29 protein-coding genes are annotated in these 25,710 nt (G+C 32.2%); 24 read left to right on the forward strand and 5 right to left on the reverse strand.

Going from position 1 to position 25,710, the window contains the following annotated elements:
* Position 1 precedes the first annotated feature (1 nt).
* From CS884_RS09025 to CS884_RS09040, 4 genes are all read left to right on the forward strand, one after another.
* Positions 2-304, forward strand: coding sequence for an STAS domain-containing protein (locus tag CS884_RS09025; RefSeq protein ID WP_099321508.1), 303 nt, complete (start codon positions 2-4; stop codon positions 302-304).
* 3 nt (positions 305-307) lie between these two features.
* Positions 308-640, forward strand: coding sequence for an anti-sigma regulatory factor (locus CS884_RS09030; RefSeq protein ID WP_099321509.1), 333 nt, complete (start codon positions 308-310; stop codon positions 638-640).
* Between the two features lie 2 nt (positions 641-642).
* Positions 643-1,431, forward strand: a complete 789-nt coding sequence (locus CS884_RS09035) for a SigB/SigF/SigG family RNA polymerase sigma factor (protein WP_099321510.1) — start codon at positions 643-645, stop codon at positions 1,429-1,431.
* Between the two features lie 85 nt (positions 1,432-1,516).
* The gene (locus tag CS884_RS09040) at positions 1,517-2,137 is read left to right on the forward strand and encodes a thermonuclease family protein (RefSeq protein ID WP_099321511.1); all 621 of its coding nucleotides are present in this window, start codon (positions 1,517-1,519) and stop codon (positions 2,135-2,137) included.
* Positions 2,138-2,209: 72 nt separating this feature from the next.
* Here CS884_RS09040 and CS884_RS09045 read toward each other — a convergent pair whose 3' ends face one another.
* The gene (locus tag CS884_RS09045) at positions 2,210-2,986 is read right to left on the reverse strand and encodes a type III pantothenate kinase (protein WP_099321512.1); all 777 of its coding nucleotides are present in this window, start codon (positions 2,984-2,986) and stop codon (positions 2,210-2,212) included.
* Position 2,987: 1 nt separating this feature from the next.
* A complete protein-coding gene (locus CS884_RS09050) occupies positions 2,988-3,746 on the reverse strand; it encodes an ECF transporter S component (RefSeq protein ID WP_099321513.1) in 759 nt (252 codons plus the stop codon).
* Positions 3,747-4,002: 256 nt separating this feature from the next.
* On the opposite strand from CS884_RS09050, the gene CS884_RS09055 reads away from it, so the two are divergent.
* Positions 4,003-4,188, forward strand: a complete 186-nt coding sequence (locus CS884_RS09055) for a hypothetical protein (RefSeq protein ID WP_099321514.1) — start codon at positions 4,003-4,005, stop codon at positions 4,186-4,188.
* A 17-nt stretch (positions 4,189-4,205) separates the two neighbouring features.
* Entirely contained in the window at positions 4,206-4,421 is a 216-nt protein-coding gene (locus CS884_RS09060) for a DUF2922 domain-containing protein (protein ID WP_180753326.1), read from the forward strand.
* Positions 4,422-4,454: 33 nt separating this feature from the next.
* Here CS884_RS09060 and CS884_RS09065 read toward each other — a convergent pair whose 3' ends face one another.
* Positions 4,455-5,321, reverse strand: a complete 867-nt coding sequence (locus CS884_RS09065; protein ID WP_099321516.1) for a hypothetical protein — start codon at positions 5,319-5,321, stop codon at positions 4,455-4,457.
* A gap of 69 nt (positions 5,322-5,390) precedes the next feature.
* On the opposite strand from CS884_RS09065, the gene CS884_RS09070 reads away from it, so the two are divergent.
* Both CS884_RS09070 and CS884_RS09075 read left to right on the forward strand, forming a co-directional pair.
* Entirely contained in the window at positions 5,391-6,074 is a 684-nt protein-coding gene (locus CS884_RS09070) for a hypothetical protein (RefSeq protein ID WP_099321517.1), read from the forward strand.
* 28 nt (positions 6,075-6,102) lie between these two features.
* The gene (locus tag CS884_RS09075; RefSeq protein ID WP_099321518.1) at positions 6,103-7,014 is read left to right on the forward strand and encodes a CPBP family intramembrane glutamic endopeptidase; all 912 of its coding nucleotides are present in this window, start codon (positions 6,103-6,105) and stop codon (positions 7,012-7,014) included.
* 37 nt (positions 7,015-7,051) lie between these two features.
* On the opposite strand, the gene CS884_RS09080 is transcribed toward CS884_RS09075, so the two are convergent.
* The gene (locus CS884_RS09080; RefSeq protein ID WP_099321519.1) at positions 7,052-8,323 is read right to left on the reverse strand and encodes a glucose-6-phosphate isomerase; all 1,272 of its coding nucleotides are present in this window, start codon (positions 8,321-8,323) and stop codon (positions 7,052-7,054) included.
* Positions 8,324-8,542: 219 nt separating this feature from the next.
* Between CS884_RS09080 and galE the strand changes: the two genes are divergently transcribed.
* The 8 genes from galE (at position 8,543) to CS884_RS09120 (ending at position 17,346) form a co-directional block, all read left to right on the forward strand.
* Positions 8,543-9,571 carry a UDP-glucose 4-epimerase GalE gene (gene galE, locus CS884_RS09085; RefSeq protein WP_099321520.1) on the forward strand — a complete coding sequence of 343 codons (1,029 nt, stop codon included), beginning with the start codon at positions 8,543-8,545 and terminating at the stop codon, positions 9,569-9,571.
* A complete protein-coding gene (locus CS884_RS09090) occupies positions 9,568-10,485 on the forward strand; it encodes a sugar phosphate nucleotidyltransferase (protein ID WP_099321521.1) in 918 nt (305 codons plus the stop codon). The genes galE and CS884_RS09090 overlap by 4 nt, the downstream gene beginning before the upstream one ends.
* A 64-nt stretch (positions 10,486-10,549) precedes the next feature.
* Entirely contained in the window at positions 10,550-10,828 is a 279-nt protein-coding gene (gene yajC, locus CS884_RS09095) for a preprotein translocase subunit YajC (RefSeq protein WP_099321522.1), read from the forward strand.
* Between the two features lie 55 nt (positions 10,829-10,883).
* Positions 10,884-11,303 (forward strand): PTS sugar transporter subunit IIA, encoded by a 420-nt coding sequence (locus CS884_RS09100; protein WP_099321523.1) that lies wholly within the window; start codon positions 10,884-10,886, stop codon positions 11,301-11,303.
* 205 nt (positions 11,304-11,508) lie between these two features.
* On the forward strand, positions 11,509-12,099 hold the full coding sequence (gene rbr, locus CS884_RS09105; RefSeq protein ID WP_099321524.1) for a rubrerythrin: 591 nt from the start codon (positions 11,509-11,511) through the stop codon (positions 12,097-12,099).
* A gap of 282 nt (positions 12,100-12,381) precedes the next feature.
* The gene (locus CS884_RS09110; protein ID WP_099321525.1) at positions 12,382-12,978 is read left to right on the forward strand and encodes a TetR/AcrR family transcriptional regulator; all 597 of its coding nucleotides are present in this window, start codon (positions 12,382-12,384) and stop codon (positions 12,976-12,978) included.
* Positions 12,979-15,033 carry an RND family transporter gene (locus CS884_RS09115; RefSeq protein ID WP_099321526.1) on the forward strand — a complete coding sequence of 685 codons (2,055 nt, stop codon included), beginning with the start codon at positions 12,979-12,981 and terminating at the stop codon, positions 15,031-15,033.
* A 9-nt stretch (positions 15,034-15,042) separates the two neighbouring features.
* Positions 15,043-17,346, forward strand: coding sequence for a hypothetical protein (locus CS884_RS09120; RefSeq protein WP_099321527.1), 2,304 nt, complete (start codon positions 15,043-15,045; stop codon positions 17,344-17,346).
* Positions 17,347-17,381: 35 nt separating this feature from the next.
* On the opposite strand, the gene CS884_RS09125 is transcribed toward CS884_RS09120, so the two are convergent.
* Positions 17,382-17,651, reverse strand: a complete 270-nt coding sequence (locus CS884_RS09125) for a hypothetical protein (RefSeq protein WP_099321528.1) — start codon at positions 17,649-17,651, stop codon at positions 17,382-17,384.
* 265 nt (positions 17,652-17,916) lie between these two features.
* Here CS884_RS09125 and CS884_RS09130 point away from each other — a divergent pair, with 265 nt between their 5' ends.
* The 8 genes from CS884_RS09130 to CS884_RS09165 are packed head-to-tail and all read left to right on the forward strand — an operon-like array spanning position 17,917 to position 25,707.
* Entirely contained in the window at positions 17,917-18,240 is a 324-nt protein-coding gene (locus tag CS884_RS09130; RefSeq protein WP_099321529.1) for an ATPase V, read from the forward strand.
* Positions 18,227-20,158, forward strand: a complete 1,932-nt coding sequence (locus CS884_RS09135) for a V-type ATP synthase subunit I (RefSeq protein ID WP_099321530.1) — start codon at positions 18,227-18,229, stop codon at positions 20,156-20,158. Before CS884_RS09130 ends, CS884_RS09135 begins: the two co-directional genes overlap by 14 nt.
* Positions 20,158-20,628, forward strand: a complete 471-nt coding sequence (locus tag CS884_RS09140) for a V-type ATP synthase subunit K (protein ID WP_099321531.1) — start codon at positions 20,158-20,160, stop codon at positions 20,626-20,628. The genes CS884_RS09135 and CS884_RS09140 overlap by 1 nt, the downstream gene beginning before the upstream one ends.
* 15 nt (positions 20,629-20,643) lie before the next feature.
* Positions 20,644-21,195, forward strand: a complete 552-nt coding sequence (locus tag CS884_RS09145; protein WP_099321532.1) for a V-type ATP synthase subunit E — start codon at positions 20,644-20,646, stop codon at positions 21,193-21,195.
* Positions 21,196-21,205: 10 nt separating this feature from the next.
* Positions 21,206-22,267 (forward strand): V-type ATPase subunit, encoded by a 1,062-nt coding sequence (locus CS884_RS09150; RefSeq protein ID WP_099321533.1) that lies wholly within the window; start codon positions 21,206-21,208, stop codon positions 22,265-22,267.
* Entirely contained in the window at positions 22,260-22,571 is a 312-nt protein-coding gene (locus CS884_RS09155; RefSeq protein WP_099321779.1) for a V-type ATP synthase subunit F, read from the forward strand. Before CS884_RS09150 ends, CS884_RS09155 begins: the two co-directional genes overlap by 8 nt.
* 11 nt (positions 22,572-22,582) lie before the next feature.
* Complete coding sequence (locus CS884_RS09160; RefSeq protein WP_099321534.1) at positions 22,583-24,340, forward strand: V-type ATP synthase subunit A; 1,758 nt, start codon at positions 22,583-22,585, stop codon at positions 24,338-24,340.
* The gene (locus CS884_RS09165; RefSeq protein WP_099321535.1) at positions 24,340-25,707 is read left to right on the forward strand and encodes a V-type ATP synthase subunit B; all 1,368 of its coding nucleotides are present in this window, start codon (positions 24,340-24,342) and stop codon (positions 25,705-25,707) included. The genes CS884_RS09160 and CS884_RS09165 overlap by 1 nt, the downstream gene beginning before the upstream one ends.
* The last annotated feature ends 3 nt before the right edge of the window (positions 25,708-25,710 follow it).

The following is a 25,710-nucleotide window of genomic DNA, read 5'->3' on the forward strand; positions in this document are numbered from 1 at the left end:
AATGTTTGATACAAAAATAGAAAATTGCGAAAATTATCAAAAAATATCCTTAACAGGGGATCTGGATGTTTATTCAGAAGAAGAATTCAAAAAATTCATCGATGAAAAAATCGATGCTAATAAAGACATAATTTTTGACCTTGAAAAGCTAGATTATCTTGACTCAACAGGACTTGGAATGTTTATGACAGTCTACAATATGCAAAAATCCAGGGACAAAAAAGTCAAGATAATAAATAGCAAAGAAAACATCAAAAAACTCTTTAAAATAACAGATCTCTTTGATCTTTTTGCCATGGAGTAGAAAATGGAAAAAATAACTATAAATATTCCTGCAAAATCAAATTACATCAAGTCAATAAGACTCTTTACAGCTTCCCTTGCAAGTGATCTTGGCTTTAACATCGAAGAAATAGAAGATCTAAGAGTAGTTGTAAGCGAGGCTATAAATTATAAATTAAGCGAAGAAGAAATCAAAATTGAGTTTTTGCCTAAGGAAAAAAACTTGACAATCAAAGTATATGGCAAAGATAAAAGCCTAGATCAAAAAGCACTACAAATGCGCGATCTAATCCTAAAAGAATTGGCAGATGAAGTAAAAATAAGTGAGGATACTATCCAAATAACAAAAAGGGCATAAAAATGACAAAAAAACAAGAGCCAGCAAAAACTGACCAAGCCTACAAAGATCAAATAAAAAAGAAATTTGAAGAGTTTTACCTTACTCGTGATAAGAAACTAAGAGATGAGCTTATCAAAGAGCACATGTATATAGTGGACATCTTATCAAACAAATACGTCGGCAAAGGCATAGAAAAAGATGACCTTTACCAAGTAGCAAGCCTTGGACTGATATATGCCATTGACAGGTATGAACCAGACAAGGGTTATGAATTTTCTTCATTTGCAACTCCAACCATAATGGGAGAATTAAAACGCTATTTTAGAGATAAGGGTTGGGTAATAAGAGTCCCAAGACGCATACAAAACCTCTACAAAAAAATAAACACTGCCAAAAAAATCCTTCCACAAGAACTTCAAAGAACTCCAACAATCAAAGATATAGCAGAATATATTGGAGAAGACGAAGAAACAATACTTGAAGCAATGGAAGCAAGCAAAGTTTATACACCCCAAAGTTTGGATATGAAATATCAAGTGCAAAAAGGAGAAAACTCCATTGATCTAGCAGAAATGATAGGAGAAGAAGATAAAAGCTTTGACTCAATAGAACTATCAGACCTAATAGAAAAATCAACCCAAAGACTAAACGATTTGGAAAAAGAAATCCTAGACCTAAGATACTATCAGGGCAAAACTCAAATAGACATAGCACAAAGTCTTAACATAAGCCAAATGACAGTATCAAGAATAGAAAAGAAAATCACCCAAAAATTCACCCTGGAACTAGAAAAAACCAAGGAAATATAAAAAAAGGCTAGCAAAAGATGATAAAAATCAATCATCCAAATTTGCTAGCCTTTTATAAGATTTTCAAAAATTACAAGGAAGTTATATGGATAAGCTTAATAGAATTTTAAAAAGAAATAAAATTTTAGCAAAATTTCTAATTTTTTGCCTTTTGGGAGTCTTGGCTTTTTTCAACAAAAATTTTACTGATGATTCTGATATTTCCAAGGATTTTTCTGCAAATAACGATGATAATTTTTATCAAATGGCTAAGGTTACTAAGGTGATTGATGGGGATACTATTAAAGTTGATATTGATGGGAAGGTTTATAAAGTACGATTTATAGGTATAAATTGCCCGGAAATTGGAGAAAATGAGGAATTTTTTGGCAAAGAAGCCTATGAATTTAGTAAAGAAAAACTAGATGATAGAGAAATTTTTTTACAAAAAGATGTTTCTGAAACTGACAAGTATGGGAGATTGCTTAGGTATGTTTGGCTAGAAAAGCCTAAAGATTTGAATAATCCAACAAAAAACGAAATTAGAGATTTATCCATTAATGGAATTTTGGTAAGAGAAGGCTATGCCAAGGCCAATTATTATCCACCTGATACAAGTTATACAGAATTTTTAAAGGAAATAGAAAAACAAGCAAAAAAGGAAAATTTATCTATGTGGAATGAAAAGCAAAGATCTGAGTGGGTAGATTTAAATCCCAAGAGATAAATTTTATATTTGAAATAAAAAGTCAAATTATATTGAAAATTTAAAAAAACTAGCAGCAAAATTTTATTGCTACTAGCTTTTTTTGTTCAAATTATAAATAATATCAAGTCCTCTAAGGGCTAGGTTAGGGACTTTTTTTGCCTGGTATTTTTCATCTTCTATTAGATTTATAAAAGGTCCGGTTAGTAAAATTTGGGTGTTTTCTTCTTTTTTTTGGTATTTTTCAATTATTTGCTCTACTATCCCCCGCACTGAATTTTTGTAGGCAAGGTAGATGCCATTTTGCATGGCTTTGGTTGTCGAATTGCCCAAAATATTTGTCGTTTTTTTTATTTCTATTTGAGGTAGTTTGGAGCTTTCTAGAAATAGAGATTTTTGACAAAGGTCGATTCCTGGAAGAATTAGTCCACCTAAAAATTCTTTTTTGCTATTGATATAGTCAATTGTCGTTATTGTCGATGCTGATATGATAATTGAATTTTCATCATTTATTTTATTTGCACAAACTGCTCTTATTATTCTATCGCTACCGACATCTTTGGGATTTTCGCATTTGATATTTATGCCGATTTTAAGTCCAGCTGAAATTAGCATGGGATTTTTGCCTGTGATTTTTTGAGAAATTTCGTTATATATTAAATCTAGCTCTGGAACTACAGATGAGATTATTATTTGATCTATATCTTCTAATCTTAGATTATTTTCCAGCAAAAGTAGCTTTATTAGAAGCTTTATTTCACTAGAGCTTTTGTTTCTATCTGTTCCAATGGAAAATTTACAGAGCATATTTTCCCTATCAAAAACTCCAAAATCCGTGATTTTATTTTCTATATCAATTGCTAAAAGCATTTTATCTCCTTGATTTATTGAGAGCTTTAATTACTGCTGTTGTAAGTATTAGCGATAAAATCGCCTCAGGTATTCCACTTGTGATGGAAACTCCAAGTATAGCAGATTTGGCATTTTCCATTGGAATTCCAAGTGTTTCCACATATTGTTTGGCATAAATTAAATAAATTCCTCCCAAAACCAAAATTGTATTGGTCATTGATCCTACAAAAGCGCCCATAGCTATTGGGAAGTCTGCCTTATCGGATTTTCTGGAATAAACAAATAGGCCTAAGCAAACTAATAGTAAAATTACAACAAAGATGATATTTGAAGTTGATTTACCTGCATTGATATTTTTATAAAGTAAATATCCTAGACCAAGTGAAATTACTATCCACAAGCCTTCTGAAAGTTTTTTTAGATTTGAATTACTTAGTTTTTTAAAGCCAACATAGGCATAGTAACTTGTAATACCAATTAGTACTCTAGGCACAATTGATATAAGTGGATTGTAAAATACGAAAGAAACTGGACTTGGATTTCTCAAAAGAGCATTAAGAAGTGATGAAACTCCAAAAATAAGTCCTACAAGTGCGCCTACAACAGGTCCTTCTGCTATAGCTCCAATAATTACTGGAATATGCATAGTTGTCGCATTAATAAATCCCAAAGGAATAAGACCAAGTGGGGTTAGACTTAATACAACAGTGATTGCACCAAGCATAGCAGCTGTAACGAGTTTTCTACTAGTAATAGTAGTTGATTGTGATTTAACCATTTTTCCTCCTGATATGGTTCATATAGATACCATTCTTTGCATCAAAAGATGCTAGTAATTTGCTAATAGCTAAGATAAAAATAGTATCTCCAATAATTGTGAGATCTAAAAATAGCTATAAGCTTGTTTAAATTATAACAAATACTGTTCAATAAGTAAAGATAGTTTTTAAAATAAATAATTTTGTAAGGGAAAAATCATCTATAAATTCTATATATGAGTGTAAGGCAATTACAAAAAAATTTAGGAGGAAAAAATGAAATTACAATTAAGATTTAGCATATTGGATTCAGACAATAGCAAAAAGAAAGTTACCAAGACATTTTCAAACATCAATGAAAATGCAACAAATGATCAATTCAAGGAATTTGCCCAAAGCTACACATCACTAATGGATGTAAGTGGACTTGAAGTTTATATAATAACTGTAGCAGCAATTTAAGGAGGAAATAAATGTCAATGAGAAAATTAAAATTATACTTTAAAGACCAAATACAAAACGCAAAATCACTAACAATAGATTATCCAAAAGCAGACTATGATGGAAAAGTTCTTTCAGAAACTATGGATAAAATCATAGCTTCCAAAGTATTACTTACCAAGAATGGACCAATAGTTGCCAAAACTAAGGCAGAAATCGAGACGATTGATAAAAAAGAAATAACTTTGGGATAAAAAAAGGCTGGTATGAAATTTCATACCAGTTTCTTAATATGTTCCAAGGAAAAGATAGGAAATAAATTTTACCCTTATCTTATAAAAAATATTTGTAAAAAGAAAAGTTATAAGAGAGGATGTTAGAAGAATAAAAATTACTTCTATATGGAAATAATTTTCCAAAAGCATAAAAACTAGAGGATTTATATATAAAAATCCCATAAGCAAATATTTTTCAAAATCCACATTTTCTGGCGTCTTGTCGGCCTTTAAGATGATGTAAGTTAAGAAAAATAAGGATAGGTAAATTCCTATGTAATATTTAAAATAGAAATTTACTAGATAAAATTCTAAAGCAAATAAAATAGCTGACAAAACACACAAAAGTCCGTTAATTTTTAGGGCTGGCTTAATTTGAGAGCCCATCACATAAAAGGCAAAATAAGCTAGTAGGTCTTTATAATAAAAATCAAATGGTAAAAATGTGGTATTTTGCATTACAAGGTAGATTAAAAGCGATAAAATTGCTAACATATTTGTAATCATTCTTCCAAAAACTTTGCTTAAAAAAAGCTCTATTAGGAAAAATACTGCAATTACAAAGATCAAATCATAGTATTTTATGATAATTTCTTCTAAGTCGTAGATTAATTTTATAGAAAAATCTAACTTAAAATTCATCTTATAAAATAAAATAAAGGCCAAATAAAAGATCAAAGGTAGGAATAAAAATCCTACTTTTTTTGTTTCCATAAAGGAAATATTGTAGGCAAAATAAGCTATAAGATAGCAATTTACAAGCATAGTAAGGATATTGTTATTAAGTTTTATTTGATTTGCAAAAAATGGCGAAAATAAGCTTAGAATTAATAAAAATGAAGCTAAGCCATCCGCAAAATTAATATTTATCTTTTTCATATTAATATAATATCACTATTTCCAAAAAATGCCTATAAGATGGTATAATATAAGACAAGCGAGGAACTTATGGCAAATAGATCAAGAAATAACAAGAAAACAAATCATCGTAGAAAAAGAAGAAGATTTTCGGTACTTCCTTATGTGCTTTTGGCAATTTTTCTAATCGGAGGAGCTTTGACCATATTCATATCTCTTACATCTAATGTCGATAGGAATATTAGAAAGCTTGAAAGCGCTATAAAAACTTACAATGTGGACTATCTGAAAGAAAATACCGACAGGCTTCCAATAATTTTGGATGTTTTTAGGAAATCTTACTCAGATGATTCCATAAAAGAAGAAGAATTTTACAAAAATAATTTTGCAAATTTATCCATAAAAGTGGAAAATATTGAGAAAAAAGGCAGAGACAAGAAAGTAAAATTAAAGATAGAAAATGTAAATTACATAGATTGCTACAAGCAAACCAAAGAAAACGAAGATGAAAATATCTTGCATAATAATTACATGGAAGAATTATCCAAGGACGATCAAAAAAAATCCAGCAGAGAAGCTACTATATTTTTAGAAAGAAATATAAAAGGCTACAAAATCTACGAATCAAAAGATTTTATCAACGCCATTTTTGGTGGAGCTTTGGATTATGCTGACGATTTGAAGAATATTAAAGAAGAAAATAAAGACCAAGAAGAAAAAGAAAATCAAGAAAACAAAGATCAAACAGACAAAAAAGATCAGGGCAAGAACTAAGGGCATTTTTAGTTGAAAGAAGGTAATTTTGTTAAATGAAAATTATTCTATAAGGCAAACAAAAGAAACTTTGGCAAAGAGAAATCCAGTAATTACTGTAGTTATTTTATTTTTAGCTATGGAAATCCCGGGATTTTTCCTAGCTATGATATTTAGATCTTTCTTTGCAAATGAAGAAAATTTTGATTTATTAGAAATTTTAAATAATCCAGACGATAAAATACTCTTGTTTTTACTTTTTATGACTCTTTTTGTCGTGATTTTAGGATTTATTTTTGGGAAATTTTTCCAAAAAAGAAATTTAGAGTCTTTTGGACTAAAAAATCCAAAGAGGAAGATCAATTATTTAAAAGGCTTAGGCTTGGGCTTTGCAGCGCTTGCTATTGCAGTTTTGCTTTTAAAAATATTGGGAGCTATAGATCTAACAAATAATTTGGCCAATGTTTCGCCTTTTATTTTTATTTTATTTATCATAGGTTGGATGATTCAAGGTTTTGAAGAAGAGTTTATGATTAGATCTATTTTGATGAATTATTTTGCAAGCCTTAATACGGTCCTTATTGGAATAATTGCCAACAGCTTGATTTTTGCAATCTTACATTTGGGTAATGACGGTTTTTCTTTTTTGCCTTTTATAAATATTTTTTTTATGGGACTTATTTTTTCTCTTCTTTTTTATATTTCTGATGATATAATGCTTGCTGCGGCAGCTCATAGTATGTGGAATTTTACCCAGGGAAATATTTTTGGCGTTAGCGTTAGTGGAAATTTTCCTATCAAAAATTCAATTTTCAAGGCAAGTTTTATTGGAAATGATATACTTACAGGTGGGGCTTTTGGCATTGAAGGGGGATTTGCCGTTACTTTTGTCGAGATTATCGCACTAATTATTTTATACAAATTGGCAAAAGAAAAGAGCAAAGAATATGAAAAAATATAAAAGGCTTGAGGATTTTTAGATCCCAAGCCTTAATTTTTTAGTAACCAGCTTTGCCTAGTAGTTTAAACATTTGACTTTTGTATTCTTCAACTCCAGGTTGGTTAAATGGATTTACTCCAAGCATATAACCTGAAACTCCTACTGCAATTTCAAAGAAATAGTAAAGTTCTCCTATGGATTTGGCACTTACTTCATCTAGGATTATTCTGATATTTGGAACTTCCCCTTTGACATGGGCAATAGTTGTTCCCTCCATAGCTTGCTTGTTGATAAAAGATAGGGATTTGCCAGCTAGGTAATTTAGCCCATCCAAATTATCTTTATCTTCTTTGACTTTAATATCTTTCTCTGGATTTTTAACTTCAATAACACTTTCAAATAAATTTCTCTTGCCATCTTGGATTATTTGGCCAAGTGAGTGCAAATCTGTGGTATTATTTACAGAAACTGGGAAGATTCCGCATCCGTCTTTGCCTTCGCTTTCTCCGTATAATTGCTTCCACCATTCAGCTATATATTGTAATTTTGGCTCATAATTTACTAAAACTTCAATATCTTTGCCATTTTCATAAAGCATATTTCTAACTGCTGCATATTTTATAGCTTCATTTTCAAAAGAATTTTCTCTATATTTGTCATAGCCTAACTTAAACCCAGCCATAAATTCGTCTATATCGATGCCAGCTGCTGCAAGTGGCAAAAGTCCAACAGCAGAAATTACTGAAAATCTTCCGCCTATATCATCTGGAATTACAAAAGTTTCATAGCCTTCAGCATCAGCTAATTCTTTTAGAGCGCCTTTTTTTCTATCGGTTGTTGCAAAAATTCTTTCCTTTGCACCTTCTTTGCCATATTTTTCCTCTATGGCTTCTTTTAAAAATCTAAAAGCTATGGCAGGTTCTGTTGTTGTTCCTGATTTGGAAATTACATTAAGGCTATAATCCTTATCTTTCAAGTATTCTAAAAGTTCTGATAAGTACTCGCCAGAAAGATTGTGGCCTGCATAGATTAATTTCACCTTTCTATCTGATGAAAAATATGAATCAAGAGCAAATTCTGTTGCCTTAATTCCTAAATATGAGCCGCCAATTCCAATGGATACTAAAATATCGCTAGAAGCTTGAATTTTTTCTCCTGCTTTTTTTATTCTTTCAAATTCTTCTTTATCATAATCAACTGGTCTTTCTATCCAACCCAAAAAATCATTGCCAGAGCCATTTTTATTAATTAGGCTATCAAAAGCTTTCATAGCTTTATCTTCATAATTGCAAAGATTTTTACACTCGACATTAGTTAAATCTATTTTCATACATGCCTCCTTTATATTAATTTATACCCCAAGATTTGCTTTAAGAAAAAGAGATTGAAAAATTTTTAAAAGAAGTAAAAATAAAAAAATTTCTCTAACAAGTGATCTAGAAAAAATCCTTGTAAATTCCTAAATTTAGCTAATTAGAAACCCTTTCTTAGCTTGACAAAAAAATCTCTTTTCTATAAAATGAACTTGATATATATTGAAAGGAATATTATGAAACGTGTTTTATTAACAGGAGGCGCAGGCTATATAGGAAGCCACACTGCTGTAGCATTGCTTAAAAATGGCTATGAAGTTGTAATTTATGACAATTTGATCAATTCATCCATTTTAGTTATAGATAGAATCAAAAAAATCACCGGCAAAAATTTGACTTTTTACAAGGCTGATGTACTTGATACAGATTTTCTAAAAGAAGTTTTGATAAAAGAAAAAATTGATACGGTAATTCATTTTGCAGCCCTAAAGTCTGTTAGCGAATCTTTAGAAAAACCACTAGAATATTACAAAAATAACCTTGGAGGAACTTTATCTTTGCTAGAAGCTATGAGAGCCTCTAAGGTTAAAAAAATAATTTTCTCATCTTCTGCTACAGTTTATGGAGATCCCAAAAAAACTCCAATAACAGAAGATTTTCCCAAGGGAATTTGCACCAATCCCTACGGCTGGTCCAAATCTTTTATAGAGCAAATTTTAGTTGATATTAACGGTTCAGATAAGGAATTTAAGGTAGTTTTGCTTAGGTATTTTAACCCTATAGGAGCTGATAAATCTGGAGAAATTGGCGAAGATCCAAGGGGAATTCCAAATAATCTTATGCCTTATATTTGCCAGGTTGCCCTTGGAAAACTTCCTTATCTTCATGTCTATGGCGATGATTACGACACAAAAGATGGAACGGGAATTAGAGATTATATACACGTAGTGGATTTGGCCTATGGCCATGTTCTTGCAGTAGAAAAAATCGATGAACTAAAATCTCTTGAAATAATAAATCTTGCAACAGGCAGAGGATATTCAGTTTTGGAAGTAGTTGCTGCCTTTGAAAAAGCAAGTGGCAAAAAAATTCCCTACAAAATAGAAGCTCGCAGACCTGGAGATGTGGATAAATCTTTTGCAGATGCATCCTATGCTAAGAAAGTCCTAGGCTGGCAAGCAAAATATGGAATCGATCAAATGTGCGAAGACACATGGAGATGGCAATTAAAAAATCCAAACGGATATGAAAGCGAGGATAAATGAAAAGCACCCTAGTAGTTCTAGCAGCTGGTATTGGCAAAAGATACGGAGCTGGAATCAAACAACTTGCAAAAATGGATAAAAATGACTATGTGATAATCGATTATTCAATCTATGATGCCATAAAGGCAGGCTTTGACAAAGTTGTTTTTATAATAAGAGAAGATATAGAAAAAGACTTCAAAGAAGTAATTGGAGATAGGATTTCAAAAATTATAGACGTTAAATACGCCTACCAAACTTTGGATTTGCCAAAAGGATATGAAATTCCAAAAGATAGAAGCAAACCTTGGGGAACGGTAAATGCCCTAATTGCTTGCAAGGACTTGGTAAATGAGCCATTTTTGGTAATAAATGCTGATGATTACTATGGCAAAAAAGCCTTCAAAGACCTAAATAAATTCTTAGTAGATCCAGAAAATTTTCACAAAGACAAAATACAAATTGCCATGGCAGGCTACAAACTAAAAAACACCCTATCAAAAAACGGAAGCGTAACCCGTGGAGTTTGCCTTGCAAATAATGAAAATAAATTAGAAAAAATAATAGAAACTCACGAAATAGAAGAAAAAGATGGCAAAATTTCAAGCAAAGAAAACCTATCCGAGGATTTATTAAACTTAGAGAGTCTTGTATCTATGAATATGTGGGCAACATATCCAGAATTTATCGATCTTTGCAAAGATCATTTTGAAAAATTTATTGAAAAAAACAAGGCAAATTTGGAAACTGCTGAATATGTTTTGCCAGAAATGATAGAAGAGCTTTTAGTAGAAGAAAAGGCTGAGATAAGCATCTTGCCGACAAGCGATAAGTGGATAGGAATTACCTACAAATCTGACTTGGACCTAGCCAAAAAAGAATTTGAAAAAATGCTAGATCAGGGAATTTACCCAAAAGATATTTGGGCAAAATAAAATTTCAGAAAGCATTAGCTAAGAATTGAAAATTATAGTATAAGTAAAAAGTATAGGAGGAACTATGGCTAAAGAAATCTTACAAATTTCGATAATTTTTATGATTTTTATCGGGCTTTTCCTAGTAACAATGCAAATTGTAAGCGCTAGAAATTTGAAAAAAACCAAAGAAAAGATAAAAGCCTTACAAGAAGCCCTAAAACCAGGAGTAGAAGTAATGCTTTTGGGTGGAATTTATGGAAAGCTTGTAAAATTAGATAAAGATACAGCTCTAATAGAAATTGCAGATAATACCGAAATCAAAGTAGACCGTTCTTCCATACAAGCAATAGTAAAAAATTAAAAATTTACGAAAATTTCACTAAGTCGAGCTAGAATTATTTGTAAAGGAGTATTTAATGAAAGGAATAATATTAACTAGTCACGGAACTTACGCTTCTGGACTTTATCAAACAGTAAAGATGATAGCAGGAGAATTTCCTAATATCAAAATAGTAGAATTTCACGAAGGCGATAAGCTAGAAGATTTAGATCAAAGATTAATCGATGCTTATAAGGCTTTAGCTTACAAAGATGTAGTAGTAATAACAGACCTTGCAGGAGGAACCCCTTTTAATAGATCTGTAATGAGCCTTGCTGATAAGGGCAATGTAGCATTCTTATCTGGAGCAAACTTTGCCATGGTCTATCAAGCTCTAAGCTCTGAAATAGAAGATTTATCAGAATTTGTAGAAGATGTATTAGAAACAGGCAAATCTTCAATAACAAAATTTGACATGGGCGAAGATGATGAAGAAAGCCTAGGAGAAGGCATTTAAAATTTATAAAAAATTACAGCAAATCCCCTAACTAGAAACACTAGAGGGGATTTTATTTTAATAATTCACACAAGAAAAGCGTTTGAAAATGATAATCATTATTTACCACGCAAAAGAATTTTACGTCATTATTGACAAAGTTATTTAAAATTATTATAATATTAGTAAATACATATAAAAAATATTGTATAAAAGGAGTGTACATATGCAATTAAAAGGTAGTAAAACAGCACAAAATCTAATCACATCATTTGCAGGCGAAAGCCAAGCTAATATGAGATACACATTAGCAGCAAAAGTAGCTAAAAAAGAAGGTTATGTTCAAATTTCAAGAATATTTGAAGAAACAGCAATGAATGAAAGAGAACACGCTGCAAGATTTTACAAATTCTTAAAAGAAGAATATGAGCTAGAAGCTATCGAATTAACAGAAGGTTACACAGCTTTCCCAGTTGTTTATCATGACACATTAAAGAACCTTGAAGGCGCTATCGCAGGCGAAAACGAAGAAGCTGAAACAATGTATCCAGAATTTGCAAAAGTTGCAAAAGAAGAAGGATTCAATGAAATAGCTACAGCATTTACCTACATTGGAAAAGTTGAAGAAGCTCACAGAAATAGATTCCAAAAACTTCATGACAACATTGAAGAAGGAAAAGTTTTCGAAAGAGAAGAAAAAGTTTTCTGGATGTGTGGCAACTGTGGTTATATAGTAGAAGCAGAAAAAGCTCCAAAAATTTGCCCAGCTTGTGCTCATGGTCAAGAATACTTTGAAATAGCTAGATTTAACTATTAATTAGATAGATTAAAAGGCAGGATTTGATCCTGCTTTTTTTGTATTTATTATTAAGAATAAGCAATATTTTCAAAATTTCACCGACAATTCTTTAATATTTGATTTAACAAAACTAAAAATTCAGACAAATAATATCAATTTATAAGCAAAAAAGCAGTAAAAATTAAAAATTTACTTATTTTGCTTATTTTTTTAAAAAAATAGTTGAACATTGTTCACAAAGAGTGTATTATATATCCGTAACAACAAATGAACAACGTTCATTAATTGAAAGGATATAATATGGCGACTAGAGATATTAACGATAAGAAAAAAGCAATAATGGATGCAGCTCTTAGAGTTTTCAAAAACAAGGGTCCAGATAAAACATCTGTTAGAGATATTATGAAGGAAGCAGGCTTTGGCCTTGGAACTTTTTACCTATATTACGATGATAAAAACGATTTGAAAGAGAGAATGGTTTTAGAAAAAGCTATGGAAATTATTACCAAGGCTGAAAATATGTGCACCCAAGAAGATCCAGTTGAAAGGTACATATCTTTTTTGGAATATATTATTGATTATTTGATAGCTAATCCTTTTGAATTAGAACTTCTAAGCAAAAATATTACCTGGGCACTTTATGCAGAAATTGAAAACGATCAAAGATTAAAGGAAGCAGATTCTGCTCTTTCATTTATTTTGAATAAGTATGAGAATCTTTTTTCAAAAGATTATAGCCAATCCCAACAGCTATATATTCTTTCTATCACTTTGGATATTGTGATGTCAACTTGTAAAAGCGCTGTTATGGCTGAGTCTATTTTGACAATTGATGAAATGAAACCAGTTTTATTTGCTGTTATTAGAAAAATATTTAGTAAAACAGGAGATAATTAAATGAAAAAAATAGCAAAATTTATTTCATACCATCCTAGACTTATTTTGCTTATCATGACTATCTTATTGATACCCTCATGGTTTGCCTATAAGAATACTGGTGTAAATTATGATATTTTATCTTATCTACCAACAGATCTTGAATCCACCCAGGGTCAGGAAATTCTCGATAAGGATTTTAAAAATGCCGCCACTGGCATGCTAATCCTAAAAGGAAGCGACCACGATGCTGAAGTTTTGAAAAATGAAATTTTACAAATCGATGGGGTAGAAGATGTTATTAGCAAATCTTCAATTGCTGGAGAAATGTTACCAAAAGATTTTTTGCCAGATGAGATAAGAGATGCTTTTTATGCTGAAGATAGCACACTTTTGATGGTGAAATTTTCAGAATCTTCATCATCTTTTAAAACTATGCAAGCAATCGATAAGATCAAAAAAATCGAATCAAAAGAAAAGTTTCTAAGCGGTATAAGTGCTTTGGTAAAAGATACCAAGGATTTAATAGATCATGAAACTCCGATTTATGTTGGACTTGCTGTCCTTTTAGCTCTTATAGTTTTAAGTTTGACCAATGAGTCTACCATAATTCCCTTTCTTTTCTTGTTAAATATTGGCTATGCGATTTTATATAACTTTGGTACAAATTTTTTCTTAGGAGAAATTTCTTATATAACCAAAGCTATTGCAGCTGTTTTGCAATTGGCTGTAACAACTGATTATTCGATATTTTTATACCACAGATATGCAGAAAAGAAAAAAACCAACCAGTCAAAAAATGAGGCCATGGCTAAGGCCATAGTAAATACACTTTCATCAATATTTGCCTCATCACTTACAACTTTTGCAGGATTTTTAGTTTTGCTTTTGATGAGATTAGGACTTGGCAAGGACATTGGACTTGTAATGAGCAAGGGAGTTTTGTTAGGACTTATATCAACTGTTGTAGTTTTGCCAGCTATGATACTTGTAGGCGAAAAATGGGTTAACAAATTTAACCACAAGGAATTGTTGCCTTCTTTTGAAAAAACTTCAAATTTCACTATGAAATACAAAAAAATCTTGTTTATCATATTCTTAGTATTATTTATTCCAGCTATATATGGATCAAATAATACCAAGCTTTACTACAATTTGGATAGGTCGTTGCCAGCCGATTTGGATTCTATTGTAGCCTTAAATAAAATGAAAAAAGACTATAATATGGCTTCAACTCACTTTGTTGTTGTAAAAGATGACCTATCTAAGCAAAGTGTCGATAGTTTAGTTGACGAAATAAAAAAAGTTGACGGAGTAAATAACGTCCTTAGCCTAAATTCTATGACAGGCTTAACTCTTCCAAATGATGTTTTGCCAGATAAGTTAAAGGATAATTTTTACAAAAATGGCTACCAAATGCTTATGATAAATTCAAAATATCAAACAGCATCTGACGAAGTTAACAAACAAGTTGGAGAAATTAGAAAAATTGTTAAGGCTCATGATAAGGAAGGCTACTTAACTGGTGAGGCTGTTTTGACCAAAGATTTGACAATTCTTTCAGATAGGGATTTCAAAATGGTAAATATAGCATCAGTTGTGGTTGTATTTTTGATAATTGCCTTTGTCTTTAAATCACTTGCCATTCCAATTATATTAATTGCAGCCATAGAGCTTGCTATATTTATAAATATGGGCATTCCTTTTTACACTGGAAAAACAATTCCTTTTGTAACATCAATTATAATCGGCGTTGTACAATTAGGATCAACCATAGATTATTCAATACTTCTAACCGACAGATTTTTGCACGAATATAAAGTGACGAATGACAAAAATGAGGCATTAATCAAAGCTATAAAAGAAACTTCCAAATCAATAGTAACATCAGCCCTATCATTTTTTGCAGCAACTATTGGGGTTGGAATTTATTCAAAAATGGAAATTGTATCAACTATATGTTCATTTTTAGCCAGAGGAGCAATTATAAGTATGCTTGTAATTATAATCTTCCTACCAGCGATAATAAGCATAACATTCCCATTTATAAAGAAAACAACCAAAGGATTAAATTAGGAGGTAAAAATGAAAAATAAATTTGTAAAAGCCTTAGCAGTTCTTAGCATAGGATCAATTCTAACTTGCAACATTTCTTATGCAGATAATGTAGTTAAAAAAAACGAAACCATATATGTAACTAAAGAAAACAACAAAGTAATAGACCAAACTGCATCAATTTGGCTAAATTCTGATGAAAATATAAAGACAAAAGATAAGTCAAATCTAAAAGAGATCAAAAATCTAAAGACAGATCAAAGTGTAAAAGAAGATGGGGGCTTTATTAATTGGAATGAAGATAGCAAGGATATCTACTACCAAGGGAAAATGCAAACAGATCTTCCGGTAGAAGTTAATGTAAAATATTTTCTTGATGGCAAAGAAATTTCCTTTGACCAATTAAAAGATAAAACTGGCAAGCTAAAAGTTGAAATTTCAGCTGTTAACAAGAGCAAAGATAAGGCAACAATAAAAGGAAAAAACACCAACATATATTCGCCTTACCTAGTTTTGACAGAAGTAAGCTTTAAGTCAGATGAAGTTTCAAATATCAAAACAGACGATGGAAAAATAGTAAAAGATGGAAAAAATGACATTGTAATGGGAGTTCTTGCTCCAGGACTAAAGGAAAATTTTTCGGATATTTTAGAAGATGACAAATTAGATAAGTTTAAAGATAAATTTGTAATTGAAATGGATATAAAAAATTACAAACCAGCAGAAATTTATGCGATAATTAGCAATGAATTTTTCCAAGATGATTTGAATATGAAATCAATGGATAAATTAAACGATGGCATAGATGAACTTACAAACAATGCTGTAAAATTAGTCGATGCCTCTGACAAATTAGCTGATGGCGCAAACAAACTTGACGATGGAATTGAAACTTTGGCAGATGGAAGCGAAAAACTTTCAGAAGGATCCCAAAAACTAAATAGTTCTTTTGGAGAATTTGCCAAGGCCTTTAAAAATTTACCAGATCAAATAGGACCTATGACAAAAGCCATAGATCAATTATCAGCTGGAGGCAAATCTCTAAACAATGGCGTAAATGAATATACCAAAGCTCTTTCTTTAATAAATTCCAATATGGGAAAATTAAACGAGGGCGCAAACAACCTTGCTAGTGGAATAAGTGAACTTGATGATGGAATCGGCCAATTAAATGAAGCGACAAGTATGCTAAAAGAAAAAACTTCCTTTAGCTCATCAGATGACAGTAGCGAAAGTTTTGGCAAATCATTAATAAAATTACAAAACGGCCTTGATGAATTTTCCACAAAAATAAGTCCACTTGCAGATTCTGTCAATAAACTTGATTCTTCTATTGGAGCTATTTGTGATTCATCAAAAAATTTAAGCTTAGGCTTAAATAGCCTAAATGAAAAAGCAAAAGCTAGCCCAAATATTGGAAATTCAATAGAAAATATCTATGCCAAGGCAAATGCAATAGAAAATGTAATAGGAAACTTACAGGCAAATAACGAAGATGGTTCCCTAACAAATGAAATAGAAAATCTAAAAGCCATAGAAAATTCTTTGCTATCTGAGGCAAATAATTTTAAAAAAGGAGCAGAAAACTCCTCAAATCTATTAGCATCTATCGACCAACTAGCTAAAGGTTCTGAATCTTTAAGCCAAGCAACAACAAAACTAAAAACTGGTTCAGCTGAAATAAATGAAAAATTATCCAAATCACAAGAAGAAATTTCTCTAGCATCCAAATCTTTAGCCGCTGGCATTGGTCAAATAGAAGAAGGATTTTCATCAAGCAACTTGGCAAAATTACAAGAAGCTCTAGCAAATCTAAACCAAGCAAGCGAAAAATTAAAGAATGGCTCAGAAAAATTAAAAGCAGGAAGCCTAGAAAATAAAGCGGGCGTAGAAAAATTAGCGACTGCAATTAATGAGCTTGACAATAACTCTGATAAGCTAAAAACTGGGTCAGCAGAACTTTCTGATGGTCTAAGTCAATTTCAACAAAGATCAGCTTCTTTGAAATCTTTGGGAGAAATAAACGACAAAGCCATAAATCCGATGGCAAAAGGCATTGGTCAACTAAACGATGGAATTTTGGAACTTAGAAATGGTGCCCTAAAACTAAAAGAAGGCTCAAGTACCTACAAATCAAGTTATCAAGAATTTAACCAAGGATTAAAAAAATACAAATCCCAAGGCATAGACCAACTAAGCAAAAAAACAGAAGACCTAGGAGAAATAAGCGAAATTTTAGACAAAATGACAAATCTTGCTAAAGAAAATAATTCCCTAAGCGGATCTAGCGATAACTTTGAAAGCAAATCAAGAATTATAGAAAAAATCAAGTAAAAAAATATCCTCCAAGCAAAACTTGGAGGATAAATTTATTTATTTTCCCTATGGACTAGAGCAAAATACATAATTGCAATTGCTACAAGCATTATAGTCAATGGCGTGTATATCCAATCATTAATATCGTGAACGCCCTCGGTATAAAGAATTGTATAAAATTCTTTTAACAACCATAAGGTAATTAGAACAAAAACGATTTCTAAGAAATGTTTAAAATATTCAGCATAATTATGAAAGAACTTTTTTGTATTATCGTGAATTTTTTCCGTATCAATAGCTGGTTGATTATTATTAGATTCCATATTTTCCTCCAAATATAAGATTTATAAGTCAAATTTAAATTAAACAGATTATAGATAAATATTAAGGTCTCCGTTTTTGTACCTACTTGAATATTTATTAATTTCAATTTGAGTATATACTCATCATTTAATTTAGTCAATATTTTTTAAAAAATAAGTAAATTTGACAAAATACAAGAATTGACTAGTTATTTTAAGTAAATTTATCTATATATTAATGTTATTTTAGGGTATAATTTAAGTAAGTTTATTTAGGAGGTGAAAAATGGCAGATGATATTTTATTAAAGATCAAAGAAGCTGAAGAGCAAGCGTCTTTAACTGTTAGCGATGCCAAAAGCAAAGCTGGTGATATTATTAAAGATGCCAAGGATAAGGCAAATTTTGAGTACAAAAAAATTATCTCCGATGCCAAAAAAGAAGCATCTTCATTGATTGATCAAGCAAACAAAGCCGCAAAAAGCGAAAGCGAGCCTGTAATTGCAAAGGCTAAGGCGGATACAGAAAAAATTCTAAATACTGAAAAAATCGATGCAAAAGCTCTTATCAAAGAACTTACAGAAAGGATAGTCAAAGATGGCAATAGTTAAAATGGATAAGTTTAACTTGCTTAGTTTTGACTCCGATAGAGAAAAACTTTTGGACACTTTGCAAAGTTTTAACTACGTGCATTTTAACGATTTGATTTTGGATGATGACAAATCTTATTTAAGCGAGCTAAAAAACAACGAAAAGCTTGCACAAATAGACCAGCAAATCAACCAAGTAGATTATGTTATCTCGCTAATTAGAGATTACAACAAGGATTCTAAAGATAAATTAGACAATAAAGTCACCGATCTTTCTTTGGAAGAACTTAATAAACGTGGTTATAATTTTGGTTTTGACCTAATTTATGACAAGTTAAAAAAATTAGTGTCAAATCGTGAAAAATTAGTAGGAAAAAGAGATAATTTGACAAACACTTACAATGAATTATCTCCATGGAAAGATATATCTTTTGATATAAATGAACTTTACAAGTCAAAAAGATTTTTCTTTGAAAGCGGAAGCATTTCAAGCAAGTTTTACGATTCCTTACAAAAAACCCTAGTAGAAAAGGGACTTGACGGATCTTTGGTTTATAAATTAGGCGAAAAAGATAAGGACTATTACGTCATAGCAATTTCTACCAAGGACCTAGAAGAAGAATTTTCTAATATTTTAAGAGATTTTTCTTTTAACAGACAAAAAATAAAGGCAAATAAAGATGTAAAAGCCCAATTATCTGATTTAAACAAAGAAAAAGCTCAAATAGATAAGGAAATTGAAGAAATAGATGGACAAATCAAGAGTTTTTCTAAATATCTCAATGATTTGGAAATTTACCAAGCCTATGTAAAAAATCTAAGAATAAAAGAAGAATCGACAGAAAATTTCTTGGCGACAAAAAAGATGAATGTCATAGAAGGCTACATTCCAAGCGACAAAAAAGGCGAATTTGACCAAAGGCTAAAGGAAATTTTAAGAGATCATTACATAATAGACTTTAAAGAAGCTAGCAAAGATGATCCGAATGTTCCAATAATACTTAAAAACAACAAGCTAATCGAACCTTACGAAAGCGTTGTCGAAACTTACGCCTTGCCAAAATACAGTGAGCTAGACCCAACGGCAATCATAGCACCTTTTTATACCATATTTACAGGTTTTATGATTGGGGATTTAGGCTATGGACTTTTGGGAGTAATTGGAATACTTCTTGCCTTAAAGCTAAAGCTTATGCCAAAAAGCGAAAAAGCCTTAAAATTATTTTTAAGAATCTCCCTATCAGCTTGCTTTTTTGGAATCCTATTCGGTTCATTTTTTGGTGGAATCATAGATGTGCCTTTTGGCTGGATTGATACGACCAAAGACATAAACGAGCTAATAGTAATGAGTTTACTTATAGGCGGAATAAGTTTATTCTTTGCCCTTGGAGTTCGAGGCTTTATGGCTCTACGTGACGGCCATCCAGATGGCTTTGTATTTGATACTTTAAGCTGGTATATGGCAGTAGGCGGAGCAATTGCTCTTGCCCTTACAAAAAATCCTATCGCAAAATACGTGATGATTGCAGGAATGGCGATGATTGTTTTATTTGCAGGTAGAGCTGTTAAATCATGGCCTGCAAGAATTGCAAGTGGTACCTACGAACTATATGGAATTACATCTTGGATTGGAGATTTTGTATCTTTTCTAAGACTTATGGCTTTGGTTTTATCAGGAGGCTTTGTAGCTTATTCTGTAAACCTAATTGTAAAAATGATGGTTGGTAATGGCCTAGGTGGACTAATTGGAGGAATTATAATATTTGTAATTTTCCAATTATTTAATATGTTTTTATCATATTTATCAGCCTATGTACATTCACTTAGACTTATATATGTAGAAATGTTTAACAAATTCTACGAAGGTGGCGGAATCAAATTCCGTGAGATGGTTACTGATACAGACTTTATCAATATAAAAAGAAGAGGAGAAAAATAATGAGTAAATTTTTAGTAGAAAATGGTGGAACTATTTTTGGAGTATTAGCAGTTGCCCTAGCAGTATTTTTATCAGGAATGGGATCTGCAAGAGGAGTTGGTATGGCTGGTGAGGCAGCAGCAGCACTTACTATACAAGAACCAGAAAAATTTGGTAAAGCTTTGGTACTACAACTATTACCAGGTACCCAAGGTCTTTACGGTTTCGTAATCGGATTTTTCATTATGCAAAAAGTAACTAACGGACCAATCGATACACAAACAGGATTTTACCTACTAATGGCAGCACTTCCTGTTGGTATAGTTGGTCTTACATCAGCTGTTGCTCAAGCAAAAGTTGCAATAGGCGGTATAAATATCCTTGCCAAAAACGAAGACCAATTCGTAAAAGGTATAGTTTTTGCAGTAATGGTTGAGTTATACGCAATTCTAGGCTTTGTAATCTCTCTACTACTAGTGCTAAATGCATAATATTAGGAAAAGATTATGAATAATCTTGAAGTAATATTAGAATCAATTATTAACGAAGGAATTAAAGAAAAAGATCAAATTTTAGATGATGCCAATAATAAGGCTAGAGAGATTTTAGAAAATTCTGAAAATGATGCCAAGGCTATAGCCCAAAAAATCCTTGATACTGCCAAAAAAGAAGCCAAGACAATTGGCGAAAATGAAGCAGTATCAACAAAAAGAAAGGCGCGCGATATTGAAATTGCTGCCAAAAACCAAGTTGTAGATGAAATTGTCGAAAAACTTATAGAAAATCTTAGAAATATCGACCAAATTTCCTATGTAACTTTTGTGGAAAAAACTTTGGAAAAATTAAATATCGGAGAAGGGGAAATTCTCCTATCAGAAAAACACAAGGATACTTTTAAGAATGATTCTATAAGGGGACTAAAAATATCAGATGAAACTTGTGAAGATGGCTTCGTTGTAAGAAATGGCAAAATCGAATATGATAACAGATTTTCTTCGATAATAAAATACAATATCGACGATATAAGAAAACAAATTTCAGATGAAATTTTCAAATAAGGAGGGATAAATGAAAAGAGATGACTATATAGGTGGATCTATCTCAGCAAGAATCTATGAAAAAAACCTCCTAAGCAAAAATGATCTAGAAAGATTAAATGATTACGATAAGATTGAAGATGTCCTAAATGCCCTAAATGATTCTTCATATAGAGAAAGCATCAAGGACTTACAAAGACCTAGTGATTATGAAAAAATTTTAAATGATGAATTGAAAAATACTTACAAGCTTATAGAAGAAATCCCAAATAGCAAGGATCTTTTGCAATATTTTAGAGAAAAATACAACTTCCACAACCTAAAAGTTATGGCAAAGGAAGTTTTGCAAGATGAAAATTACTCTAATTTATATAGCGAAATTGCAAATATCGATCTTGCCTATATAAAGGAAAATATTCTAAAAGATAAGAAAAACGAAGAAGCCTTGGTAAAAGAAACAAGCATCGACTTTTTGGCCAAAGAAGAAAATGTAAGCGAAGATGATCTTTATCTTTCTTATATAAGAGAAGCTTTAGGGAAATTTAGAGAAACTAAAGACCCTAGAGATTTAGATATAATTTTAGATAAAAATTACTATGAGAAACTTCTAGCTGATAGCAAAAATATTGGCCTTGAGGGACTTATCAAATTTACTAAGGAAAAAATTGATCTTACAAATATAAAAATCTTATTGCGCATCAAAGCGCAAAACCAAGAGCTTGATAGATTAGATGAGGCCCTAATAGACGGCGGCAACATCGAAATTTCAACATTAAAAGAGCTTTTTATCCTAGATCTAAATCAAATAGTTTTAAAACTTCAAAATTACGACATAGGAAAATATCTAAAAGATTTGGTAAGCAAAGACAAAAGCTTGGACCAATCTATGCTTGATTTGGAAAAAGCCATTGACGATCATCAAATGCAATATTCAAAAAAAGCCAAAGATATGACCTACGGCCCTGAAGTTTTGATAAATTATATAATTAGCAAAGAAACCGAGATAAAAAATTTAAGGATAATTTTAGTATCCAAAGTAAATTCACTATCCAAAGAATTTACCCTAGAAAGGTTGCGTGAAACTTATGCATAGAGTAGCAGTTATAGGAGATAAGGATTCCATACTAGCCTTTAAGGCACTCGGTGTAGAAGTACACACAGTTGTAGATGCAAATGGTGCAAGTGAGATGATAAAAAAACTTGCCAAAGAAGATGTAGGAGTAATATTTATTACAGAAAAATTTGCATCAGAAATCCCATCTACAATCGACAAATACAAAGAGCAAATGACTCCAGCAATAATTCTAATTCCAGATAACAAAGGAAGTCTTGGAATTGGACTTGCTGATATTAATAAGAGCGTTGAAAAGGCTGTTGGAGCCAATATTCTAAATTAAAGGAGCTTAATTTGAAAATAGGTAAAATTACTAAAGTATCAGGACCATTGATAGAAGCTAGCGGCTTATCTGATGCTAACATCTATGATGTGGTTGAGGTATCAAAAGATAAGCTCATCGGCGAAATTATTGAGATGAGAGGAGATGTTGCTAGTATTCAGGTTTATGAAGAAACAACTGGTATAGGCCCTGGAGATCCAGTAACAAGTACAGGCTACCCTCTATCAGTAGAACTTGGCCCTGGTATGCTAGAACATATGTACGATGGTATCCAAAGACCTCTAAAAAAACTAGAAGATCTTGCAGGAGATTTTCTAAAAAGAGGAGTTACAGCAAAACCTCTAGATCGTGATAAAAAATGGGAATTTACCCCAGCAAAAAATATAGGCGATGAGGTAGAAGCTGGAGATATACTTGGAAGCGTTGAAGAAACAAGTGTAATAACTCACAAAATCATGGTACCAATCGGTATAAAAGGCAAAATCAAAGATATAAAAGAAGGCGAATTTACAGTTGACTCTACAATTGCCACAATCCAAACAGAAGATGGCGATAAAGAAGTCAACATGATTCAAAAATGGCCGGTCCGTAAGGCTCGCCCAACAAAAAGAAAACTTGACCCAAATGAACCACTTATAACAGGTCAAAGAGTAATAGATACATTTTTCCCAGTTGCCAAAGGTGGAACATCTGCAATTCCAGGACCATTTGGTTCAGGAAAAACTGTCGTTCAACACCAAATAGCAAAATTTGCCGATACCGACATAGTAATTTATGTAGGTTGTGGCGAACGTGGCAACGAAATGACCGATGTACTTAACGAATTTCCAGAGCTAATCGATCCAAAAACTGGCCAATCAATAATGAAACGTACAGTTCTTATTGCCAATACATCAAATATGCCAGTAGCAGCTCGTGAAGCTAGTATTTATACAGGAATTACCCTTGGAGAATATTTCCGCGATATGGGCTACAATGTGGCAATGATGGCAGATTCTACCAGCCGTTGGGCAGAGGCTCTTCGTGAAATGAGTTCTCGTCTTGAGGAAATGCCAGGAGATGAAGGATACCCAGCATATCTTGCAAGTAGAATTGCAGATTTTTATGAAAGAAGTGGAAAAGTTGAAGTTTTAGGAAATCGTGATGATAAGGGATCTCTTACAGTTATAGGAGCAGTAAGCCCTCCAGGTGGTGACTTATCAGAGCCAGTAACCCAAGCAACTTTGCGTATAGTAAAAGTTTTCTGGGGTCTTGATTACGATCTTTCTTACCAAAGACACTTCCCAGCAATTAACTGGTTGACATCTTATTCCTTATACCAAGATAAGATGGATAGATATATAGATGAAAATGTAAACGAAAATTTCTCAACAATGAGAAAACGTGCCATGAGCTTACTTGCTCAAGAATCATCCCTCTTAGAAGTAGTAAGACTTGTCGGTCGTGATGCACTTTCTGATGATGATAAGCTTAAACTTGATGTTACCAAGTCTTTAAGAGAAGATTATTTGCAACAAAACGCCTTCCATGATGTAGATACTTATTGTTCACTAAATAAGCAAAATATCATGCTGGATTTAATCTTATACAATTACGATAAATCTCTTGAAGCTTTGACAAATGGCATAGAACTTGAAAAACTAGAAAATCTTCCAGCTAAAGAAAAAATCACCCGTGCAAAATACGTTAGTGAAGAAGAAGTAGGAAAAATTTCTGACATCAAAAAAGATATAGACCAAGAAATTGGCGCACTTTCAAAGGAGGCATAATGTTAAAAGAATATAAAACAGTTACAGAAGTTGTTGGGCCTCTAATGCTTGTAGAAGGCGTTGAAGGTGTAAGCTTTGATGAACTAGTAGATATACAAATGCAAACAGGCGAACGCCGTAGAGGTCGTGTAATAGAAATCGAAGAAGGTCGTGCCATGGTTCAACTTTTTGAAGGTTCAACTGGAATCAACCTTGAAGCTACAAGCGTAAGATTTTTAGGCCGTCCACTAGAACTTGGCGTAAGCGAAGACATGGTAGGTCGTGCTTTTAACGGACTTGGAGAGCCGATTGATGATGGCCCTGCCATAATTCCAGAAGAAAAAAGAGATGTAAATGGAACAGCCATAAATCCAGTAAGTCGTGACTATCCATCAGAATTTATTCAAACGGGAATTTCTACAATAGATGGACTAAATACCCTAGTTCGTGGACAAAAACTTCCAATATTTTCCGGAAACGGACTTCCACATAACCAAGTAGCGGCTCAAATTGCCCGTCAAGCTCGTGTACTAAACGACGATCAAGGCTTTGCTGTAGTTTTTGCAGCTATTGGTATAACTTTTGAGGAAGCACAATTTTTCATGGATGACTTTAGAAAAACTGGAGCCTTGGACCGTTCAGTATTATTTATGAACCTTGCCGATGACCCAGCCATAGAACGTCTTTCAACACCAAAAATGGCCCTAACAGCTGCAGAATATCTAGCTTACGAAAAAGATATGCAAGTTTTGGTAATTATGACAGATATGACCAACTACGCAGAAGCTCTTCGTGAAGTTTCAGCTGCTCGTAAGGAAGTTCCAGGCCGTCGTGGATATCCAGGATATCTTTATACAGACCTTTCTACCATATATGAAAGAGCTGGCAAACTTCGTGGCAAACCAGGAACAATTACACAAATTCCAATTTTGTCAATGCCAGAAGATGATATCACTCACCCAATACCAGATCTAACAGGCTATATCACAGAAGGACAAATAATCCTAAATCGTGATTTATATAACCAAGGCATAGAACCACCAGTTTCAATCTTGCCATCTCTTTCCCGTCTAAAAGATAAGGGAATAGGAAATGGCAAAACTCGTGAAGACCATGCTGACACAATGAACCAAATTTATGCAGCCTACGCATCAGGAGTAGACGCTAGAGAATTACAAAAAATCCTAGGAGATTCTGCCCTTTCAGATGCAGATCTAGCTTTTGCAGAATTTGCCAAAGAATTTGAAGAAAAATACATTAATCAAGGATATTACACCAACAGATCTATCGAAGAAACTCTTAATCTTGGTTGGGAATTGCTAAAGATCATTCCAAAATCTGAGCTAAAGAGAATTGACGATAAATTAATAGAAAAATACATGGGTTAGGTG

Origin of the sequence: Anaerococcus sp. Marseille-P3625 (assembly GCF_900232825.1) — a bacterium.
Lineage (GTDB): Bacteria > Bacillota > Clostridia > Tissierellales > Peptoniphilaceae > Anaerococcus.

Excerpts from the sequence above, each read along its gene's own strand:
- CS884_RS09040 (WP_099321511.1), top strand. The coding sequence starts at position 1,517 with ATGGATAAGCTTAATAGAATTTTAAAAAGAAATAAAATTTTAGCAAAA.
- CS884_RS09025 (WP_099321508.1), top strand. The coding sequence starts at position 2 with ATGTTTGATACAAAAATAGAAAATTGCGAAAATTATCAAAAAATATCC.
- rbr (WP_099321524.1), top strand. The coding sequence starts at position 11,509 with ATGCAATTAAAAGGTAGTAAAACAGCACAAAATCTAATCACATCATTT.
- CS884_RS09030 (WP_099321509.1), top strand. The coding sequence starts at position 308 with ATGGAAAAAATAACTATAAATATTCCTGCAAAATCAAATTACATCAAG.
- galE (WP_099321520.1), top strand. The coding sequence starts at position 8,543 with ATGAAACGTGTTTTATTAACAGGAGGCGCAGGCTATATAGGAAGCCAC.
- CS884_RS09100 (WP_099321523.1), top strand. The coding sequence starts at position 10,884 with ATGAAAGGAATAATATTAACTAGTCACGGAACTTACGCTTCTGGACTT.
- yajC (WP_099321522.1), top strand. The coding sequence starts at position 10,550 with ATGGCTAAAGAAATCTTACAAATTTCGATAATTTTTATGATTTTTATC.
- CS884_RS09045 (WP_099321512.1), bottom strand. The coding sequence starts at position 2,986 with ATGCTTTTAGCAATTGATATAGAAAATAAAATCACGGATTTTGGAGTT.
- CS884_RS09130 (WP_099321529.1), top strand. The coding sequence starts at position 17,917 with ATGGCAGATGATATTTTATTAAAGATCAAAGAAGCTGAAGAGCAAGCG.
- CS884_RS09155 (WP_099321779.1), top strand. The coding sequence starts at position 22,260 with ATGCATAGAGTAGCAGTTATAGGAGATAAGGATTCCATACTAGCCTTT.
- CS884_RS09035 (WP_099321510.1), top strand. The coding sequence starts at position 643 with ATGACAAAAAAACAAGAGCCAGCAAAAACTGACCAAGCCTACAAAGAT.
- CS884_RS09050 (WP_099321513.1), bottom strand. The coding sequence starts at position 3,746 with ATGGTTAAATCACAATCAACTACTATTACTAGTAGAAAACTCGTTACA.
- CS884_RS09125 (WP_099321528.1), bottom strand. The coding sequence starts at position 17,651 with ATGGAATCTAATAATAATCAACCAGCTATTGATACGGAAAAAATTCAC.
- CS884_RS09145 (WP_099321532.1), top strand. The coding sequence starts at position 20,644 with ATGAATAATCTTGAAGTAATATTAGAATCAATTATTAACGAAGGAATT.
- CS884_RS09055 (WP_099321514.1), top strand. The coding sequence starts at position 4,003 with ATGAAATTACAATTAAGATTTAGCATATTGGATTCAGACAATAGCAAA.
- CS884_RS09080 (WP_099321519.1), bottom strand. The coding sequence starts at position 8,323 with ATGAAAATAGATTTAACTAATGTCGAGTGTAAAAATCTTTGCAATTAT.
- CS884_RS09090 (WP_099321521.1), top strand. The coding sequence starts at position 9,568 with ATGAAAAGCACCCTAGTAGTTCTAGCAGCTGGTATTGGCAAAAGATAC.
- CS884_RS09120 (WP_099321527.1), top strand. The coding sequence starts at position 15,043 with ATGAAAAATAAATTTGTAAAAGCCTTAGCAGTTCTTAGCATAGGATCA.
- CS884_RS09165 (WP_099321535.1), top strand. The coding sequence starts at position 24,340 with ATGTTAAAAGAATATAAAACAGTTACAGAAGTTGTTGGGCCTCTAATG.
- CS884_RS09115 (WP_099321526.1), top strand. The coding sequence starts at position 12,979 with ATGAAAAAAATAGCAAAATTTATTTCATACCATCCTAGACTTATTTTG.
- CS884_RS09070 (WP_099321517.1), top strand. The coding sequence starts at position 5,391 with ATGGCAAATAGATCAAGAAATAACAAGAAAACAAATCATCGTAGAAAA.
- CS884_RS09140 (WP_099321531.1), top strand. The coding sequence starts at position 20,158 with ATGAGTAAATTTTTAGTAGAAAATGGTGGAACTATTTTTGGAGTATTA.
- CS884_RS09150 (WP_099321533.1), top strand. The coding sequence starts at position 21,206 with ATGAAAAGAGATGACTATATAGGTGGATCTATCTCAGCAAGAATCTAT.
- CS884_RS09135 (WP_099321530.1), top strand. The coding sequence starts at position 18,227 with ATGGCAATAGTTAAAATGGATAAGTTTAACTTGCTTAGTTTTGACTCC.
- CS884_RS09060 (WP_180753326.1), top strand. The coding sequence starts at position 4,206 with ATGAGAAAATTAAAATTATACTTTAAAGACCAAATACAAAACGCAAAA.
- CS884_RS09065 (WP_099321516.1), bottom strand. The coding sequence starts at position 5,321 with ATGAAAAAGATAAATATTAATTTTGCGGATGGCTTAGCTTCATTTTTA.
- CS884_RS09110 (WP_099321525.1), top strand. The coding sequence starts at position 12,382 with ATGGCGACTAGAGATATTAACGATAAGAAAAAAGCAATAATGGATGCA.